Origin of the sequence: Pantoea sp. 9140, assembly GCF_000745295.1 — a bacterium.
Classification (GTDB): domain Bacteria; phylum Pseudomonadota; class Gammaproteobacteria; order Enterobacterales; family Enterobacteriaceae; genus Pantoea; species Pantoea vagans.
Genome location: NZ_JQNO01000001.1, coordinates 3,917,270 through 3,934,456, shown reverse-complemented (window position 1 = coordinate 3,934,456; position 17,187 = coordinate 3,917,270). Strand labels below are relative to the sequence as shown.

Sequence of the window (17,187 nt, the reverse complement as noted above, 5' to 3'; positions counted from 1 at the left end):
CTCGGTGCCTCTTTACTGCTTGAGTTTCGGGTCGAGGGCATCACGCAAACCGTCGCCCATCAGGTTAAATGCCAGCACGGTAAGCAGAATGACCAATCCAGGGAAGGTCACGACCCACCAGGCACTTTGCGCATACTGCAGAACGTCGGAGAGCATGGTGCCCCACTCCGGCGTTGGCGGTTGCGCACCCATACCGAGAAAGCCCAACGCCGCCATATCAAGAATGGCGTTGGAGAAACCTAATGACGCCTGAACGATGAGCGGTGCAAGGCAGTTAGGCAGAATATTCACAAACATCTGGCGCAGCATACCGGCACCGGCCACGCCGGAGGCGGTCACATAGTCGCGGTTCACCTCCACCAGCACTGCCGCGCGGGTCAGACGGATATAGTGCGGCAGCGCCACAAAGGTCAGCGCGATAGAGGCGTTAACAATTGAGGGGCCAAAGATGGCGACCAGCACCAGCGCCAGCAGCAGGCTTGGCAGCGCCAGCATGATATCGACCACGCGCATGATGATGGCATCGACCACCCCGCCGAGATAACCGGCCAGCAGGCCGAAGATCACGCCGAAAATCAGCGACAGCACCACCACCAGACAGCCGACCAGCAGCGACAGGCGCGCACCGTACATCAGACGCGACAGCACATCGCGGCCCACGTCGTCGGTGCCCAGAATGTAGCTCCAGTTACCGCCCTCCTGCCAGACCGGCGGATGCAGCAGCGCATCGCGGAACTGCTCAGCAGGCGCATGCGGGGCCAGCACATCGGCAAAAATGGCACACAGCAATACAATGATGATGTAGACCAGGCCCACGACGGCGCCTTTGTTACGTTTAAAGTAGTGCCAGAATTCCTGAAACGGGGTCATCGGCTTGGGTGCAACGGTAACGCTGCCAGGATCAACAACAGACATGATGCCCCCTTATTTCTTGTGACGTATGCGCGGGTTAACCACGCCATACAACAGATCAACCAGCAGGTTGACCACAATAATCAGTACCGCGGTCAGCAGCACACCGCCCTGCACCACCGGATAGTCACGGCGCTGCAACGCTTCAATCAGCCAGCGCCCCAGACCCGGCCACGAGAAGATGGTTTCGGTCAGAATCGCCCCGGCCAGCAACGTGCCGACCTGCAGGCCGATGACCGTCACCACCGGCAGCATGGCGTTGCGCAGTGCATGCACCACGATTACACGCATCCGCGTCAGGCCTTTGGCGCGCGCCGTACGGATGTAATCTTCACCCAGTACTTCGAGCATTGCTGAACGCGTCATTCGTACAATGACCGCCAGCGGAATGGTGCCGAGCACGATGGCGGGCAGGATCATGTGCATCACCGCATCGTGGAAGTCGCCCGGCTCACCCCAGAAGAAGGTGTCGATCAGCATAAAGCCGGTCAGCGGCATGCTGTCATCCAGGAAGACGGTGTCGCCGACCCGCCCGGAAACCGGTGTCAGGTTGAGCTGCACCGAAACCAGCATGATCAGCATAATGCCCCACCAGAAGATTGGCATGGAGTAGCCGGTCAGTGAGATGCCCACGGCGGTGTGGTCGAAAATTGAACCGCGTTTTACCGCCGCCAGCACCCCAACCGGGATACCAATAGCCACGGCAAATATCATGGCGCAGATGCCAAGTTCCAGCGTCGCTTTGAAGCGCGGAACAAACTCATCCCAGACAGGGATGCGGCTCTTGAGTGAAATGCCCAGGTCGCCATGTAATACGCCATTAATGTAGTTCAGGTACTGTTTCCACAGCGGCTGATCCAGACCTAACAGCGCCATTAACTGTGCATGACGTTCAGGAGAAATACCGCGCTCGCCCGCCATGATCAGCACCGGATCGCCGGGGATCATGTGAACAAAAGCGAAGGTGAGTAATGTAATACCGATAAACGTTGGGATGACAAGGCCCAGACGTCGGAGTATGAACTGCAGCATAATCCGGGTTCTCTCTTGTCCGCGCGACCGTCGCCGCGAGGGTTGTTATTGCTTACATCTGACGATCGGGTAGGCCCGACCGCGACGCAGACAGGCTGCGCCTCTACCGTTTCCAGTAAAACAGGGAGATAAAGCCGGGGCGACGCGCAGTCGCCCCGGAAAAGGTGACAATTATTCTTTAATGTCTACCTGAGCAAAGTAGTGTCCGCCCAGCGGATCGACTTTGTAACCGGAGACTTTTTTGCTGACCGGTTCGTATACCGTTGAGTGCGCGATCATCAGCGCCGGTGCCTGGTCATGCATTACAACCTGAGCCTGCTTGTAGTACTCGATACGCTTCGCCTGATCGGCGGTGGCGCGAGCGGGCTGAATCTGATCCTCGAAGGATTTATCACACCAGCGCGAGTAGTTAGAGCCATCTTTGGCCGCTGAGCAGCTGAACAGGGTGGCCAGGAAGTTATCCGGATCCCCATTATCGCCGGTCCAGCCCATCATGACGGTCTGGTGCTCACCCGCTTTGGCACGCTTCAGATATTCGCCCCACTCGTAGGTGACGATTTTGGCTTTGACGCCAATCTTCGCCCAGTCGCTCTGAATCATCTCAGCCATGCGGCGTGCGTTCGGGTTGTACGGACGCTGAACCGGCATTGCCCACAGGTCGATGGAGAAACCGTCTGCCATGCCCGCTTCTTTCAGCAGCGCTTTGGCTTTCTCAGGATCGTAGGCGTAGTCTTTTACGTCGTCGTTATAGCCCCACATCGTTGGTGGGATCAGGTTTTTAGCCGGCTGGCCTGCACCCTGGTAAACGGCGTCGATAATCGCTTTTTTGTTGACCGCCATGGTCAGTGCCTGACGCACTTTCAGGTTATCCAGCGGTTTTTTCTCAACGTTGTACGACAGATAGCCGACGTTCAGGCCAGCCTGCTCATACAGGTTGATGTTTTTGTCCTGCTTCATACGCGCAATGTCAGCCGGGTTCGGATATGGCATGACCTGACATTCGCCCTTCTGCAGCTTGGCGTAGCGCACCGACGCATCCGGGGTAATGGAGAAGACTAAGCGATCGATTTTTGGCTTGGTGCCCCAGTAATCCGGGTTAGCTTTGTAAAGGATGCGCGAATCTTTCTGATACTGCAGCAGCTGGAACGGGCCGGTACCGACCGGGTTCAGGTCGACGTTTTGCGGGGTGCCCGCTTTCAGCATGTTGTCTGCATACTCTTTCGACAGAATCGAGGCGAAGTCCATGCCGAGGTCAGCAAGGAACGGAGATTCAGGGCGGGTCAGCACGAAGCGAACGGTATTCTCGTCCACTTTTTCGATTTTGCTGATCAGCTTTGGCATGTCCATGCCTTCGAAGTATTCGTAGCTGCCGCCGGAGACGCCGTGGTAGGCGTTGTTTTTATCCAGCTGGCGCTCAAAGGTGAACACCACATCATCCGCATTGAAGTCGCGCGTCGGTTTGAAATCTTTGGTGGTCTGCCACTTCACACCTTTACGCAGGTGGAAGGTGTAGGTTTTACCGTCTTCACTGACATCCCACTTCTCTGCCAGCGCAGCGTGCAGTTCGGTGGTGCCAATAGTGAACTCAACCAGTCGGTTGTAGATCTGACGTGAGCTGGCATCGTAGGTGGTGCCCGAGGTGAACAACTGCGGGTTAAAGCCTTCCGGAGAACCTTCTGAACAGTAAACGAGGGTTTTTGCCTGAACACCGGCGGCGACAGTCATAGCAATCAGGCTGAGACCGACCTTCAGCATCCCGGATTTAGCCAGGGAGTTGATCATGCTTTTGCTCCATTGTGATGTGATGTTGTGTGTATTGCCCGACCTCTGATTTTTTTATGCGGTTCAGGCGTACCACCGAACAGGTGGTTAACGCGCGCTGCGTTTTTTTATGTTTTTTCTGACGCAGATTGTGCATTCAGAAAATTCCGTAACTGCGCGTTTATTGACGCATCAATTTGTCAACAGTTGCAAAGAACGTCAATACAACGGTTACTTATTTACACAGAGTGTGAGGAATAGCATGCAACGGTAATAAAAACCGTTTCTGTCTGAAAGCCATACAATACACAGCGTAGCTGGTCTGAATTCCGTGCATTGTGCTGGATAGCAGCTCTATCGCTAGTGATTCTCACCGCTAAAAAACTTAAAACTTTTACCGGCAAATGTTGAATAACTGAACGATTCACCGTGCGTTATGACGTTCAACCAGCGGAATATGCTGGGAAAGAAGCATAAGAAATCAGCATGTTGCCGCTTTCGGTCATAAGAAGAATGTGTCGCGAATTATGATCGTAACTCTTACAGGGCAAGGCCTGACAGCGGGAAAGGGGTAATAATAACGGCGGGTAAGCGAAATGCGCGGCGGATGGAGTTTACTGGAACTTTTTGGAAGGCAGCGAGGCGGGCAACAAAACAAAATGTGGTAAGCGGGAGTGGCGTTAAGATCGAGATCTGCTTCGGGAACACGGGCAGATCGGAAAGGCGCTTAAACCATCCCTGGACGCTCGTCCCACGCCGTCCCTGGCGTGGGACGCTTTCCTCCTCTGCCCGTGTTCCCTCCGCCTTGTGTTTATGCGCTGCGGTCAGATTCCCAGGGTTTAAATCTTTCAGCCGTCTGAAGTGCTTTGTAAGTTTCAAATGCGTCTGCCAGACGTGAAGCGAAGGGAGCATACGCCTGCAGCAAAGCATCGCGCCGCCCGGATAAAAACGCCGGGAGCGTTTTTGAACAACGCAACGCGTTGGCCCGGCAACGGGCGCACCACAGGGATGAGGTGCGTAATCGCCATCCCTGGCATGCTCAGCGGTCAAATTGAGATCTGCTTTGGGAACACGGGCAGATCGGAAAGGCGCTTAAACCATCCCTGGACGCTCGGCCCACGCCGTCCCTGGCGTGGGACGCTTTCCTCCTCTGCCTGTGTTCCCTCTGCCTTGTGTTCATGTGCTGCGGTCAGATTCACTCGGGTTTAAACCTGTCAGCCGCCTGAAGCCCGCACAGCGCTAATTCTTTGCCTGCAAATCACTTTTCTACAGACGAAAAAAAACCTGTCTTTTCAGACAGGTTTCTTAAATATGGTCGGCGAGAGAGGATTCGAACCTCCGACCCACTGGTCCCAAACCAGTTGCGCTACCAAGCTGCGCTACTCGCCGATGGGGGCGCATGTTACTGCTACCCCCGATCAGCGTCAACCGCTTTTTATGCTTTTGCCGCCAATCGCCTGGAAAGCACGCGGTTACCGGAAATTAACCACCTGCCCTGCCCTTTTCGCTCACTATTACAGCGCTTTAGCCTGACCTTTAGCCGGTGCCTGACACCAGTTGTTGGCCGGGTTAATGCCGCCATCTGGCGAGGTGTAGCCCAGACAGCCCAGGATGGTATCGAACAACTCAACGTGACGATGCGTGCGGCCCACACGTTGTTGCGCCTGCAGGCGCTCGAAGTTGCTGCGGTTCTGACTATCTTCCAGATACTTATCTGACGCCCAGACCATCATCGGCACACGGAACTGCTCCGGCGGTGCCATCTCACGCGGCGTACCGTGCAGGTGCATATTTTCGCTGATCGACTCACCGTGATCAGCAGCATAGAAGACGATCGCCTTCTTATCACGCAGCTGATCCAGCACGCTATCCAGCATGCTATCGACATACAGCACCGAGTTGTCATAAGCGTTAATCAACTGCGCTTTGCTGCAGGTCTCATCGACGCCCATACACTCCGGCTGATACTTCGCGAAGCTACGCGGATAACGCTGTGAATAAAGATAGTGCGAACCTTTGGTGTGCAGCACCACCAGATGCTTACCTTTCGGAAAACGATCCAGTGACGCTTTCATCTCCGGCACCAGCAGCATGTCATCGACCGCTTTGCCCTGATTGCGTTTCTCTGAACCAATCTGCTCACGGAAAGCAAAGTTGTTGGCATTGACGTTGTCGTAGAACCAGACTTCACTCTGCATCGCAAACAGCTCAGAGGTGAAGCCCAGCTCTTTCATCACCGCAAACACATTCTGCTCTTTCAGCGTGCGGCCAGGGTTATCCATGGTACCGCCTTCGCGTACGAACATGCAGCGCAGCGACAGCTTCGTCGCGGTATCACAGGACTCGCCGCGGAACGCGACCAGGTTCTTCTCTTTCGACAGCTTAGGCGTCGTGTCGCGCTCATAACCCAGCATTCCCATGTGATCCCAGCGGGTGGTTTCGCCAATCACAAACACCACATAGGTATCGTCCAGACCGGCAGGCGCAACGTAGGTAAACTTCTTCGCCGGATCCAGCAGCTCCTCGCTATTTAGCGACTCATCCACGCGGGTCCAGGCAAACAGTCCCACAGCCGCCAGCCAGTTGGAAGGAAGATACGAGTGGGCGACCACACCGCCGTAGCTCGGCAGATCGATGTTAGTGATCTCTTCATTATGCTTCTGCAGCTTGTCGAAATAACGGATCGGCAGCCAGACCAGGGCTACGCAGAGCAGCATAATCAGGGTCGGTTTCAGGCGCTGCCCTGGCGTACGCAGCTGTTCATTCAGTGTCATGCTCAGCCTGTTGCGCCAGATCATCAGCAGCGGCAGCGCGCTGACCAGAACCATCCACAGGATGAAATGGTAGCCAACCACTTCTTTAGAAAGATCGGTATCGGTCGTCATCACCGACGCCACAATGCCGTAGCCAATTACAACGTTAAAAAACGCCATGTAATAGGCGGCGGCAACAGAGATCAGAACAATCATCGTGGCCAGCACGCGATAAAACCACTTTCCGCCCAGCGACAGCAGACGCATCAGAAAGAACGTCAGCAGCACAATGGCCACGACCTCGGTGACGGCAGTGAGCCAGTTCGTTACCGTGGATTGCCTGAGAAAACCGTCAAAACGACGATAGAAAATCGGTAAGTTCAGTAAGATACCGAGGTAGAGCGCCAGCAGTAGCGATAACTTCTGCTGAGTCAGGGTTTTAATATAATTCATGAAAAAAGGAGTTTCTCCGGTGTGAAGCGCTTGACTAAATCTTTTATGTGACTGCCGAAACGCGGCAGAGTTCGCTGAATAAGCGGACCGGACAAGATGAAGGAAAATTCTGAACGGATTTACTGGCTATAACGCGAGGTGGCTCAGTAAAACATGGCCGCGGTTGATAGACCAGAAAATAATCGTTGTCGACCGGATTAGCACATTTTTTGTACATGGCGGAGAGTGACTGTTGGCTGGCTGACGCAGAAAACAGCAGGAGAGAGGATGTGATGAATGAAAAATGCGGGCCTGATGGTTCAGGCCCGCGGCACGCTTAGCGAATGATGTTCAGCGTAACGTCGATGTTGTTGCGGGTAGCGTTTGAGTAAGGACAAACGATATGCGCCGCATCAACCAGCTTCTGCGCTTCTGCTTCATCCATCTCTGGCAGATGAATATTCAGGGTCGCTTCGATACCAAAGCCATCAGGGATAGGACCGATACCGACTTCACCTTCAATCCACGCATCTTTTGGCATCGCGATTTTGTCGCGGCCAGCAACAAACTTCATCGCACCCAGGAAGCAGGCAGAGTAGCCTGCAGCAAACAGCTGCTCAGGGTTAGTCACTTCGCCGCCTGCACCGCCCATCTCTTTTGGCACGCCCAGTTTAACGTCCAGTACACCGTCAGAAGAGGTTGCACGACCATCGCGACCACCGGTTGCTTTGGCTTTGGCGCGGTAAACCACTTGTTCTAAAGACATGACATTTCTCCGTTACGCTATTTAATCGCCTGCTACTTATTTAACCGTAATCAGGCGGTGAGGTTCAACGGATGCAGCGCATCCGTCGGCAATATTTATCGTGATTGATTCAGGTTATCACGCAACCCATCGAGCTGTAATTTCAGCGCCAGCAGGGCATCATCGTCACAGGCTGTGGCACATTTAACCGCTTCAGGAATCGCTTCAGCCTTAACGCACAGCGCGCGGCCAGCCTCTGTTAGCGTTACCGCAACCTGGCGTTCATCCTGCCGGGTGCGCTGTCGGTTAATCAGACCTGCGCTTTCCAGCCGCTTCAGCAGTGGCGTTAATGTTGCCGAGTCTAAAAAAAGCTGCTCGCCAATCTCTGACACCGTGACATCATCTTTCTGCCACAACACCAGCATCACCAGATACTGCGGATAGGTAATGTCGAGCTGGCTCAGCAACTGTCGATAGACTTTATTCATCGCCAGATTGGCAGAATAAAGCGCAAAACAGAGTTGCTGATCGACCAACAGTGGCATCGTTTTCACTTTTTTGTCATCTTGATCACAGTTCATGATGATTAATATAGATAGCGCGCTAGATAATTGCAAGCAAACTTTTTGTCAGGAGAAATAGCATGCAGGATTCACTGGAAGAACGGGCGCGTCGTTTCGCCACTGAGGCACATGCCGGTGCCGGTCAGCGCCGCAAATATACCGATGAGCCTTACATTGTTCATCCGGCTGCGGTAGTGGAGCTGGTGCGCAGCGTCACTCATGACGATGCCATGTTAGCCGCCGCCTGGCTGCACGACACCGTAGAAGATACCTCTGCCACGCTGGGGGATATCGAAGCCCGGTTTGGTGCGCACGTGGCCAGCCTGGTGGAGATGCTGACCGACAGCACACCCACAGCGGCAAAAAATCGGGCGGCCCGTAAACTGGCGCACTTTCGCCATACGGCCAGCGCCAGTCCTGAGGCGCAGACGATCAAACTGGCTGACATCATCGACAATACCCGCGCGATTGTGCGTTTTGATCCTGACTTTGCTCGGGTCTATCTGGTGGAAAAACAGATACAGATTGCGCTGCTGAAGGAGGGTGATGCGCAGTTATGGCAACAGGCGTCAACGATCATTGAAAGCGGCCTTGCCCAACTGCGGGAGCCTCCCTACAACGTGCCAGCGAGCTGGTTTGTGAAACAGGCCGCTAAATACAGCGAAATGCGCGCATAAAAAAACCCGCCAGCGGCGGGTTCTTCTCGTGATGCCTGATTATTCAAGCAACTGCCGTCCCAGATAGGGATTGGCATGCAATAACTTCATTAATTTCTGCGCCGTCGCGGAAGGACGGGTACGCCGCGCTTCCCAGCTTTTCACGGAAGAGACGCTCACGCCCATCACTTTTGCAAATTCATCAACCTGCATGCCGGTCATTTCACGCAGACGCTGCGGCTCTGGCTGGGCGGGTTGCTGACGCTGAATAAGTAACTCGGCGGCGCGATCATCACGTGTCAAAACAATCTGCTCAAGGCTGCTGAGCAATTCAAACATCGGGTCTTTTAATTCCATAGAGAACTCCTTAAAAACTCACTATGAAGCACGTGAAAGTAGAGAGGTACGAGCCTGAAGTCAGGACTCTGAAACCGGGCCTGTTTCAGGCTGGATCCCGCAAGGGTTTGTTTTTGTTATGAGAAAAACCATTACGGGACACAGCCTGCGGTGCACTGCTTTAATGATGTCAGGTCAATGCAACAAATGCCGGGAGACTAAGTATGGATAGAGACCTGACTATTTGCCGCGCAATTTATAATTATTTTTTTCACTATGGTTTGCCGGAAATGTTCCAGCACCTCTAACCTGCTGAGGCAGTTGATTTTTGTGCTGGCATAGCGTGCAAAAAAATCAAATGGTGTTTGCGATTTATGTGGATGCCATCAAGCTTTTCTCTGGCATATTGTCATTTCTGTGAAGCACTACACCTCTTCACCTTGTGAGTGCAAAATATACGCCAATGGTTTACTTCCTGAACACTTATATTCACGGTTCTGATTAATTTAAGAATAGTCCTGGTTAGCGCCTGAACCCTGGCGCGCGGCGGCTCACAGTGCAGTGCGGAGAAATCTTTTACTCTTAACGCCCCTGTATCTTCAGATGAATCAACAGTCATCCTAACGAAACGGCTGGCGCCTCATAACGGTGCAGCTGGCGGCTAAAAACGAGCCCTTTGCGCGCTAAACGTGCAGCGGTGGAATCACGTGCTGATGACGGGAAAATTCACTCCTGACCTCTTTAAGGAAAAGCGATGCGTGAAACAGATTTTAACGTCGGCTATCCCTCTCATCGCGTGCCGATGATGGGCCGCAATGCCGTCGCAACCTCGCAACCGCTGGCGGCACAGGCGGGTTTACGGATGCTGCAACAGGGTGGGAACGCCGTGGATGCGGCTATCGCCACCGCCATCGCCTTAACCGTGCTGGAGCCGACCGGAAACGGCATCGGCAGTGATGCGTTTGCGATTGTCTGGGACGGCAGCGAGTTGCATGGCTTAAATGCTTCAGGTCGGGCGCCCGCCGCCTGGCGTCCCGAACGCTTTGCCGCTCTGAGCGCGATGCCTGAAACCGGCTGGGAGTCTGTCACTGTGCCGGGCGCCGTCTCGGCGTGGGTGACGCTGGCGCAGCGCTTCGGCACCTTACCGCTGACCACCCTGGCGCAACCGGCAATTGACTATGCGCGCGACGGCTTTCCGGTCTCTCCGCTGATTGGTCAGCTGTGGCAGCGTGGCTATGACAAGCTGCGCGATCAGCCTGGCTTCAGCAGCTGCTTTGCGCCGCAGGGCCGTCCACCGCGTACGGGTGAGCTGTTCCGCAACCCGGCGCAGGCCCGCACCCTGCAGGAGATTGCTGAGACTGAGGGTGAAAGTTTTTATCGCGGCGCACTGGCGCAGAAAATGGCGGCCTTCGCCCGCGAACATGGCGCGGCGCTGACGCTGGAGGATTTAAAAAACCATCGTGCTGACTGGGTTACCCTGCTGTCGCATCCGTTTGCTGGCGGATCGGTGCAGGAGCTGCCGCCGAATGGTCAGGGGATCGCGACCTTAATTGCGCTCGGCATTCTGGAAGCGTGGGAGATCAATCGCTATGCACCCGATTCACCGCAGTGGCTGCATCTTTCTATTGAGGCGATGAAACTGGCGCTGGTTGATCTGGACCGTTATGTCACTGACGAGGATCACCTTGAATTTCCGGCTGAATTACTCCTGAGCAAAGAGTACATCCGCCAGCGGGCAGCATTAATCGACCCTGATAAAGCAGGAGATTTCCGCTTTGGATCACCGCAGCAAAGCGGCACGGTGTATGTCGCGGCAGCGGATGCCAGCGGCATGATGGTCTCTTTCATCCAGTCCAATTACATGGGCTTTGGCTCTGGCGTGGTCGTACCCGATACCGGCATCAGCCTGCAGAACCGTGGCGCAGGCTTTTCACTCGACCCGGAGCATCCCAACGTTGTGGCGGGCGGTAAACGGCCTTTCCATACCATCATTCCGGCCTTTGCGCTGGATCAGCAGGGCCAGCCGCTGATGGCGTTTGGCGTGATGGGCGGCCCGATGCAGGCGCAGGGACACGTTCAGCTGGCGCTGCGGATTATGCTGCACCGGCAGAATCCGCAGGCCGCGATTGATGCGCCGCGCTGGCGCGTGGTACAGGGACGTGAGGTGGTGTTTGAATCCACTCTCGATCGCAATACCCTGAGCACGCTGCGCCGTATGGGGCACAATGTGGTGCTGGAAGACCCTCTGAGTAACTACAACTTTGGTGGCGCACAGGTAATCGTACGCGATCCGCAGGGCTTCTATATCGCAGCCAGCGAGAGTCGCAAAGATGGTCAGGCGGTAGTGTTTTAAGGCCGCGCCAGCGCGCGTCATGTCGCTAAGTGTGCCTTTCAGCTACACGCTTTGCCCGCAATGGCAGGCAAAGCTGCTTGCCCTGACACGCAGACAATCCCGTTCTTTAACCGGCGTTTCAGAAAGCGTCTGTTTCACAGGTGGTTTCACATTGTGCCGTGATGCGGGTTTGTTCTATTCTTTAGGCCATTCTTACCTGGACATCCGACAGTATCACCGACAGGAGTTGAACCCATGGCTTCAGGACTTACACGCCTTATGGCACGCGGCGGCATGATGCTCGCTGGCGCGCTGATTGTGCTGCAACTCACCGCGTGCGGTGATAAAGAAGGCGAGCAGCGCAAAGCATTTATCGATTTCCTCCAGAACACCGTCATGCGCAGCGGCGAGCATCTGCCCAGCCTCAGCGAGAATCAGAAGCAGAGCTTTGGCAACTTCGCCAGCGATTACGCCATCATGTATGGCTTCTCACAGCAGGCGAACAAGGCCGTTGAGCAGGGTATGCGTCCGGTGGTGGATGAGCTTTCGGCCATTCGCGTTCCGCAGGATTATCTTAGCCGTCGTGATTCCCTGCGTCAGGCGAACAGCGCACTGGTGATCGTTACCCAGCAGATTGAAAGCGCAAAAATGCAGGCGGACAGCAGCAAAGCGGCCCTGAAGCAGCCGGATGACCTGAAAAAAGTCTATGACACCGCCTACAACAAAGTGGTGACGGTGCCTGCCAATCAGCTGATTCCGCTGCTGCCAAAACTCCAGGCGCTGAGTCAGGGTGCCGTACAGGCCGGCGATTTCCTGCAAACGCAGGGAAACCGTGTCAGCTTCAATGATGGTGGCGTGCAGTTCCCGACGCAGGATCAGGCTTCACAATATAACGCGCTGATGAGCACTTTATCAGCCAATTCGCAGGCACTTCCTCAGGCACAGGCTGCCGTCCAGGGTGGTCTGCAGTAAAACCGTTTAACGGGCAGGCGTTATTCGTCTGCCCGGCTCATTCCCCTTTTCATCTCTCTTCCTGTCACCTGGATAATGAAGTGTGATCTGGCGCATTTTCGACCAAAAATAGTTTGTGATCTAAGTCACATTTATATAACAAATACCCTGCCGATAAGTGTGATTCATCTCACAGATAACCTGCCAGTCCGGCCAGAATCCAGGCAAAACGATCATTAATGCCGACAAAAATGTGATCAAAATCACGCAAACCACCCCTTCCACCACCCTCAATCAGTGACACAGATCACACTTGCTCCATGCGCTACGCAGCGTCAAATTCGCGTGATAGAGTCCGCGTGCATACAGTAATACCACCGGCTTTGCGTCGGGGTGGCTAAACAAAAACAAGCGCGCTCTCCTATTGCAGCGCGTCTCAATAAGGGGTGGGTTTATGTCCTCATCAGTGAAGGTCAAAGTACAGAGCTTTGGTCGCTTTCTGAGTAATATGGTGATGCCGAACATCGGGGCGTTTATCGCCTGGGGTATCATCACCGCACTGTTTATTCCAACTGGCTGGATCCCTAACGAAACGCTGGCAAAACTGGTTGGCCCGATGATCACCTACCTGCTGCCTCTGCTGATCGGTTTTACCGGTGGGCGTCTGGTGGGCGGCGATCGCGGCGGCGTGGTTGGCGCGATTACGACCATGGGTGTGATTGTCGGTGCAGATATGCCGATGTTCCTCGGTGCGATGATTGCCGGTCCGCTGGGCGGCTGGGCAATTAAGTCGTTTGACCGGGCGATTGACGGCAAAATCAAAAGCGGCTTCGAGATGCTGGTTAACAACTTCTCGGCCGGTATTATCGGGATGATCCTGGCACTGCTGGCGTTCCTGGCAATCGGTCCGTTGGTTGAAGGTCTGTCACACATTCTCGCCGCGGGCGTGAATCTGATGGTGCAGAACAACCTGCTGCCACTGACTTCCATCTTCGTGGAACCGGCGAAAATCCTGTTCCTGAACAACGCCATTAACCACGGTATTTTCTCACCGCTGGGTATCCAGCAGGCGAGCGAAGCGGGTAAGTCGATCTTCTTCCTGATCGAAGCCAACCCGGGTCCGGGTATGGGCGTACTGATGGCCTACATGTTCTTTGGCCGTGGCAGTGCTAAACAGTCTGCGGGCGGTGCGGCGATTATCCACTTCCTCGGCGGCATCCATGAGATCTACTTCCCGTATGTGCTGATGGCCCCTCGCCTGCTGCTGGCGGTTATCCTGGGCGGTATGACCGGTGTCTTCACGCTGACCGTGCTGAACGGTGGCCTGGTCTCTCCTGCCTCACCAGGTTCTATCCTGGCCGTGCTGGCAATGACGCCAAAAGGTGCCTACTTCGCCAACATCGCCGCTATCGCTGCAGCCTTCGCCGTCTCCTTCGTGGTTTCCGCTATCCTGCTGAAAACCAGCAAAGTCAAAGAAGATGACGATATTGAAGCCGCGACCCAGCGCATGCATGAGATGAAAGCGCAGTCTAAAGGCCAGAGCACAACGGGCGGCGCCGTCGCCAGCGATGCCATGAGCGTCGAGCTGCATCACGTGCGTAAAATCATCGTGGCCTGTGACGCCGGTATGGGTTCCAGCGCCATGGGTGCAGGCGTGCTGCGCAAGAAAGTGCAGGACGCCGGTCTGAGCAATGTGTCGGTAACCAACACCGCCATCAACGCCCTGCCGGGTGATGTCGATCTGGTGATTACGCATCGTGACCTGACTGAACGCGCGATTCGCCAGGCGCCACATGCCCAGCATATCTCGCTGAATAACTTCCTCGACAGCGCGCTCTACAGCACCCTGACCGAACGTCTGGTGGCGGCGAACCGCAGCGACGTACATCGTGAGACGGTGAATACCGCGCTCTCAGACAGCTACGATGAAGGCAATGCGCACCTGTTTAAACTGGGCGCGGATAATGTCTTCCTCGGTCTGACCGCCAGCAACAAAGAGCAGGCGATTCGCTTTGCCGGCGAACAGCTGGTCAAAGGTGGTTACGTTGAACCTGAATATATTGATGCGATGCTGGCGCGTGAAAAACTGACGCCGACCTATCTCGGTGAGTCGATCGCAGTACCACACGGCACGGTTGAAGCGAAAGATCGCGTGCTGAAAACCGGCGTAGTGTTCTGTCAGTATCCGGCAGGCGTTCTGTTCGGCGAAGAGCCGGACGATGTGGCGCGCCTGGTGATTGGTATTGCGGCCCGCAACAACGAGCACATCCAGGTGATCACCAGCCTGACCAACGCGCTGGATGATGACAGCGTGATTGAGAAGCTGGCGAATACCACCAGCGTCCAGGAAGTGCTGGATTTGCTGTCAGGTAAGCCTGTAATCGCGTAATTTATAGCAATTATTTTCCCTGGGGCGGTCATGCCCGTCCCGATTTCCTGGGGCGGGTTTGCCCGCCCCATCGTCATTTGATATGGGTCAAAAATTATGAAAGCGTTACATTTCGGAGCAGGAAACATTGGTCGCGGCTTTATCGGCAAATTACTGGCTGATGCAGGTATCGAACTGGTTTTTGCTGATGTGAATCAGACGGTGCTGGATGCACTGAACGCGCGTCATGAGTATCCCGTTCATGTGGTTGGCGAGCAGGCCAAAGTGGAAACCGTTAAAGGCGTCAGTGCGGTCAACAGCACCAGCGATGAGATCATCACCCTGGTGTCTGAAGTCGATCTGGTCACCACCGCCGTGGGTCCGCAGATTCTGGAGCGTATTGCCGGCAGTGTGGCTAAAGGGCTGACAAAACGCAGCGACAACGGCAACACCCGTCCGTTAAATATCATCGCCTGTGAAAATATGGTGCGCGGCACCAGCCAGCTGAAACAGCACGTGCTGAAAGCCTTGCCGGAGCAGTATCACGCCTGGCTGGAGCAGCATGTCGGCTTTGTGGATTCCGCTGTCGATCGCATCGTGCCCCCGTCTGAAGCAGGCAGCACCGATCCGTTGGAAGTGACCGTTGAGACCTTCAGCGAATGGATCGTCGATAAAACTCAGTTTAAAGGCGACCTGCCGACCATTCCGGGCATGGAGCTGACTGATAATCTGATGGCCTTTGTTGAGCGTAAACTCTTTACCCTGAACACCGGTCACGCCATTACCGCCTACCTCGGCCAGCTGGCCGGTCACCAGACCATTCGCGACGCCATCCTCGACGAAAAAATCCGGGCCGTGGTGAAAGGCGCAATGGAAGAGAGCGGCGCGGTGCTGATCAAGCGTTACGGTTTTGACGCGGAGAAGCATGCGGCCTACATCCGGAAGATTCTGGGTCGTTTTGAGAATCCGTATCTGAAAGATGATGTGGAGCGCGTGGGCCGTCAGCCGCTGCGTAAACTCAGCGCGGGCGATCGCCTGATCAAGCCGACGCTGGGCACGCTGGAGTATGGTTTGCCGCACGCCAGCCTGGTGCAGGGCATTGCCGCCGCAATGCACTATCGCAGCGATCAGGACCCCCAGGCGCAGGAGCTGGCTACACTGCTGGCTGAAAAAGGCCCACAGGCGACCCTGGCTGAGATTTCAGGGCTGGATGCTGACAGCGAAGTGGTGGCTTCTGTGGTGAGCGCCTGGCACGCTATGGCATAATGCGCGCGTGTTAGTGATGCAAGCCGGGCGCAGTTCACCTGCGCCCGACGGCGGTATTGAACCCATGCAGGCAATAATGGAAGAGAAGCAGGCTTTTGAGAACCGGGTGCTTGAGCGCCTGAACGCCGGTCGTTCGGTGAGAAGCTTTCTGATCGCCGCCGTTGAGCTATTGGCTGAGGCCGTCAATCTGCTGGTGCTGCAAGTGTTTCGTAAAGATGACTATGCGGTGAAATATGCGGTAGAACCGCTGCTGCTGGGCGATGGTCCTCTGGGCGAACTCTCGGTTCGCCTGAAGCTGATTTACGGACTTGGCGTCATCAGTCGCCACGAATATGAAGATGGTGAACTGCTGCTGGCGCTGCGCGAAGAGCTGAATCACGACAGCGGCGATTATCGTTTTACCGACGATGAGATCCTGGGCCCGTTTGGTGAGCTGCACTGCGTCACCGCCTGGCCACCTGCGCCGGTGTTTCACACCGACGATGCTGAGCTGCGCAGCATGCAGCAGCAGCGCTATCTGCAGATGGTGCGATCCACCATGGTCCTGTCGCTCACCGAGCTGATCGCCCGCATCAGTATGAAGCAGGCGTTTAAAAAGTCCGGTAGCTAATCCTGTCAGGCGTCATCACGACGCCTTTTTCGTCTTAACCTGGCCGGGAATATACGTCAGATTTGGTGTATCCTTGGCCTGTTTTCCTCAACGAGTTGTTGTCATGAAAGAGCAAGAAAAGAACGAAATTAAACTTCTCAGCGATAAGCTGGACGCACTGAACCGCAAAGAGCCGCAGTTACTGGAATCAGGTGATGTCGAGAAACTGGGCGCGTTGCTGAAAGAGAAAGAAGCGCTGGTCATTGAGATCGAGCGTCTGCGCGGTCAGCGGGTTGAAAAACTGAGTGCCGAAGCGCAGAAGCTGCAGAAGATGGGCTTCAGCCGCGAAATTACTAAAAAAGAGCAGGCAAATCTGGGTGCGCTGAAGAAAAGCGTGCGCGGCCTGGTGGTGGTGCATCCAATGACCGCGCTGGGACGTGAGATGGGTCTTAAAGCGATGACGGGCTTCGCTAAAACCGCATTCTGACGGG

General features: G+C 55.1%; 14 protein-coding genes and 1 tRNA gene. 7 read left to right on the top strand and 8 right to left on the bottom strand.

Going from position 1 to position 17,187, the window contains the following annotated elements; translation table 11 throughout:
- Positions 1-12 precede the first annotated feature (12 nt).
- The 7 genes from dppC to FA92_RS18240 all read right to left on the bottom strand — a co-directional run bounded on the left by dppC (position 13) and on the right by FA92_RS18240 (position 8,216).
- On the bottom strand, positions 13-915 hold the full coding sequence (gene dppC / locus FA92_RS18275; protein WP_013359639.1) for a dipeptide ABC transporter permease DppC: 903 nt from the start codon (positions 913-915) through the stop codon (positions 13-15).
- Between the two features lie 9 nt (positions 916-924).
- Positions 925-1,944 (bottom strand): dipeptide ABC transporter permease DppB, encoded by a 1,020-nt coding sequence (gene dppB, locus FA92_RS18270; RefSeq protein ID WP_013359638.1) that lies wholly within the window; start codon positions 1,942-1,944, stop codon positions 925-927.
- Between the two features lie 171 nt (positions 1,945-2,115).
- Entirely contained in the window at positions 2,116-3,726 is a 1,611-nt protein-coding gene (gene dppA / locus FA92_RS18265; protein ID WP_013359637.1) for a dipeptide ABC transporter periplasmic-binding protein DppA, read from the bottom strand.
- Positions 3,727-5,017: 1,291 nt separating this feature from the next.
- Positions 5,018-5,094, bottom strand: a tRNA-Pro gene (locus FA92_RS18255).
- A 125-nt stretch (positions 5,095-5,219) separates the two neighbouring features.
- Positions 5,220-6,911: a kdo(2)-lipid A phosphoethanolamine 7''-transferase gene (eptB, locus tag FA92_RS18250; protein ID WP_013359636.1), complete on the bottom strand. Its 1,692-nt coding sequence runs from the start codon at positions 6,909-6,911 to the stop codon at positions 5,220-5,222.
- 316 nt (positions 6,912-7,227) lie between these two features.
- On the bottom strand, positions 7,228-7,656 hold the full coding sequence (locus FA92_RS18245) for an organic hydroperoxide resistance protein (RefSeq protein WP_013359635.1): 429 nt from the start codon (positions 7,654-7,656) through the stop codon (positions 7,228-7,230).
- Positions 7,657-7,751: 95 nt separating this feature from the next.
- Entirely contained in the window at positions 7,752-8,216 is a 465-nt protein-coding gene (locus FA92_RS18240) for a MarR family transcriptional regulator (protein WP_033784394.1), read from the bottom strand.
- Positions 8,217-8,278: 62 nt separating this feature from the next.
- Here FA92_RS18240 and FA92_RS18235 point away from each other — a divergent pair, with 62 nt between their 5' ends.
- Complete coding sequence (locus FA92_RS18235; protein WP_013359633.1) at positions 8,279-8,875, top strand: HD domain-containing protein; 597 nt, start codon at positions 8,279-8,281, stop codon at positions 8,873-8,875.
- Between the two features lie 39 nt (positions 8,876-8,914).
- On the opposite strand, the gene FA92_RS18230 is transcribed toward FA92_RS18235, so the two are convergent.
- Positions 8,915-9,211 (bottom strand): HTH-type transcriptional regulator, encoded by a 297-nt coding sequence (locus tag FA92_RS18230; protein ID WP_010257438.1) that lies wholly within the window; start codon positions 9,209-9,211, stop codon positions 8,915-8,917.
- A 733-nt stretch (positions 9,212-9,944) separates the two neighbouring features.
- Between FA92_RS18230 and FA92_RS18225 the strand changes: the two genes are divergently transcribed.
- From FA92_RS18225 to FA92_RS18200, 6 genes are all read left to right on the top strand, one after another.
- Positions 9,945-11,543 carry a gamma-glutamyltransferase family protein gene (locus FA92_RS18225; protein ID WP_033784393.1) on the top strand — a complete coding sequence of 533 codons (1,599 nt, stop codon included), beginning with the start codon at positions 9,945-9,947 and terminating at the stop codon, positions 11,541-11,543.
- Between the two features lie 234 nt (positions 11,544-11,777).
- The gene (locus tag FA92_RS18220; RefSeq protein ID WP_013359631.1) at positions 11,778-12,494 is read left to right on the top strand and encodes a DUF3053 domain-containing protein; all 717 of its coding nucleotides are present in this window, start codon (positions 11,778-11,780) and stop codon (positions 12,492-12,494) included.
- A 433-nt stretch (positions 12,495-12,927) separates the two neighbouring features.
- Complete coding sequence (locus FA92_RS18215) at positions 12,928-14,862, top strand: PTS mannitol transporter subunit IICBA (RefSeq protein WP_033784392.1); 1,935 nt, start codon at positions 12,928-12,930, stop codon at positions 14,860-14,862.
- Positions 14,863-14,958: 96 nt separating this feature from the next.
- Positions 14,959-16,107, top strand: coding sequence for a mannitol-1-phosphate 5-dehydrogenase (gene mtlD / locus FA92_RS18210; protein ID WP_033784391.1), 1,149 nt, complete (start codon positions 14,959-14,961; stop codon positions 16,105-16,107).
- Between the two features lie 16 nt (positions 16,108-16,123).
- Complete coding sequence (gene mtlR, locus FA92_RS18205) at positions 16,124-16,717, top strand: mannitol operon repressor MtlR (protein ID WP_013359627.1); 594 nt, start codon at positions 16,124-16,126, stop codon at positions 16,715-16,717.
- Positions 16,718-16,820: 103 nt separating this feature from the next.
- Positions 16,821-17,183: a YibL family ribosome-associated protein gene (locus FA92_RS18200; RefSeq protein ID WP_013359626.1), complete on the top strand. Its 363-nt coding sequence runs from the start codon at positions 16,821-16,823 to the stop codon at positions 17,181-17,183.
- The last annotated feature ends 4 nt before the right edge of the window (positions 17,184-17,187 follow it).

Bases quoted from the DNA above. Each gene is read 5' to 3' on its own strand.
- FA92_RS18215 (WP_033784392.1), top strand. From the start codon at position 12,928: ATGTCCTCATCAGTGAAGGTCAAAGTACAGAGCTTTGGTCGCTTTCTG.
- dppA (WP_013359637.1), bottom strand. From the start codon at position 3,726: ATGATCAACTCCCTGGCTAAATCCGGGATGCTGAAGGTCGGTCTCAGC.
- FA92_RS18235 (WP_013359633.1), top strand. From the start codon at position 8,279: ATGCAGGATTCACTGGAAGAACGGGCGCGTCGTTTCGCCACTGAGGCA.
- mtlR (WP_013359627.1), top strand. From the start codon at position 16,124: ATGCAAGCCGGGCGCAGTTCACCTGCGCCCGACGGCGGTATTGAACCC.
- mtlD (WP_033784391.1), top strand. From the start codon at position 14,959: ATGAAAGCGTTACATTTCGGAGCAGGAAACATTGGTCGCGGCTTTATC.
- dppC (WP_013359639.1), bottom strand. From the start codon at position 915: ATGTCTGTTGTTGATCCTGGCAGCGTTACCGTTGCACCCAAGCCGATG.
- FA92_RS18245 (WP_013359635.1), bottom strand. From the start codon at position 7,656: ATGTCTTTAGAACAAGTGGTTTACCGCGCCAAAGCCAAAGCAACCGGT.
- dppB (WP_013359638.1), bottom strand. From the start codon at position 1,944: ATGCTGCAGTTCATACTCCGACGTCTGGGCCTTGTCATCCCAACGTTT.
- FA92_RS18225 (WP_033784393.1), top strand. From the start codon at position 9,945: ATGCGTGAAACAGATTTTAACGTCGGCTATCCCTCTCATCGCGTGCCG.
- FA92_RS18230 (WP_010257438.1), bottom strand. From the start codon at position 9,211: ATGGAATTAAAAGACCCGATGTTTGAATTGCTCAGCAGCCTTGAGCAG.
- FA92_RS18240 (WP_033784394.1), bottom strand. From the start codon at position 8,216: ATGAACTGTGATCAAGATGACAAAAAAGTGAAAACGATGCCACTGTTG.
- FA92_RS18220 (WP_013359631.1), top strand. From the start codon at position 11,778: ATGGCTTCAGGACTTACACGCCTTATGGCACGCGGCGGCATGATGCTC.
- FA92_RS18200 (WP_013359626.1), top strand. From the start codon at position 16,821: ATGAAAGAGCAAGAAAAGAACGAAATTAAACTTCTCAGCGATAAGCTG.
- eptB (WP_013359636.1), bottom strand. From the start codon at position 6,911: ATGAATTATATTAAAACCCTGACTCAGCAGAAGTTATCGCTACTGCTG.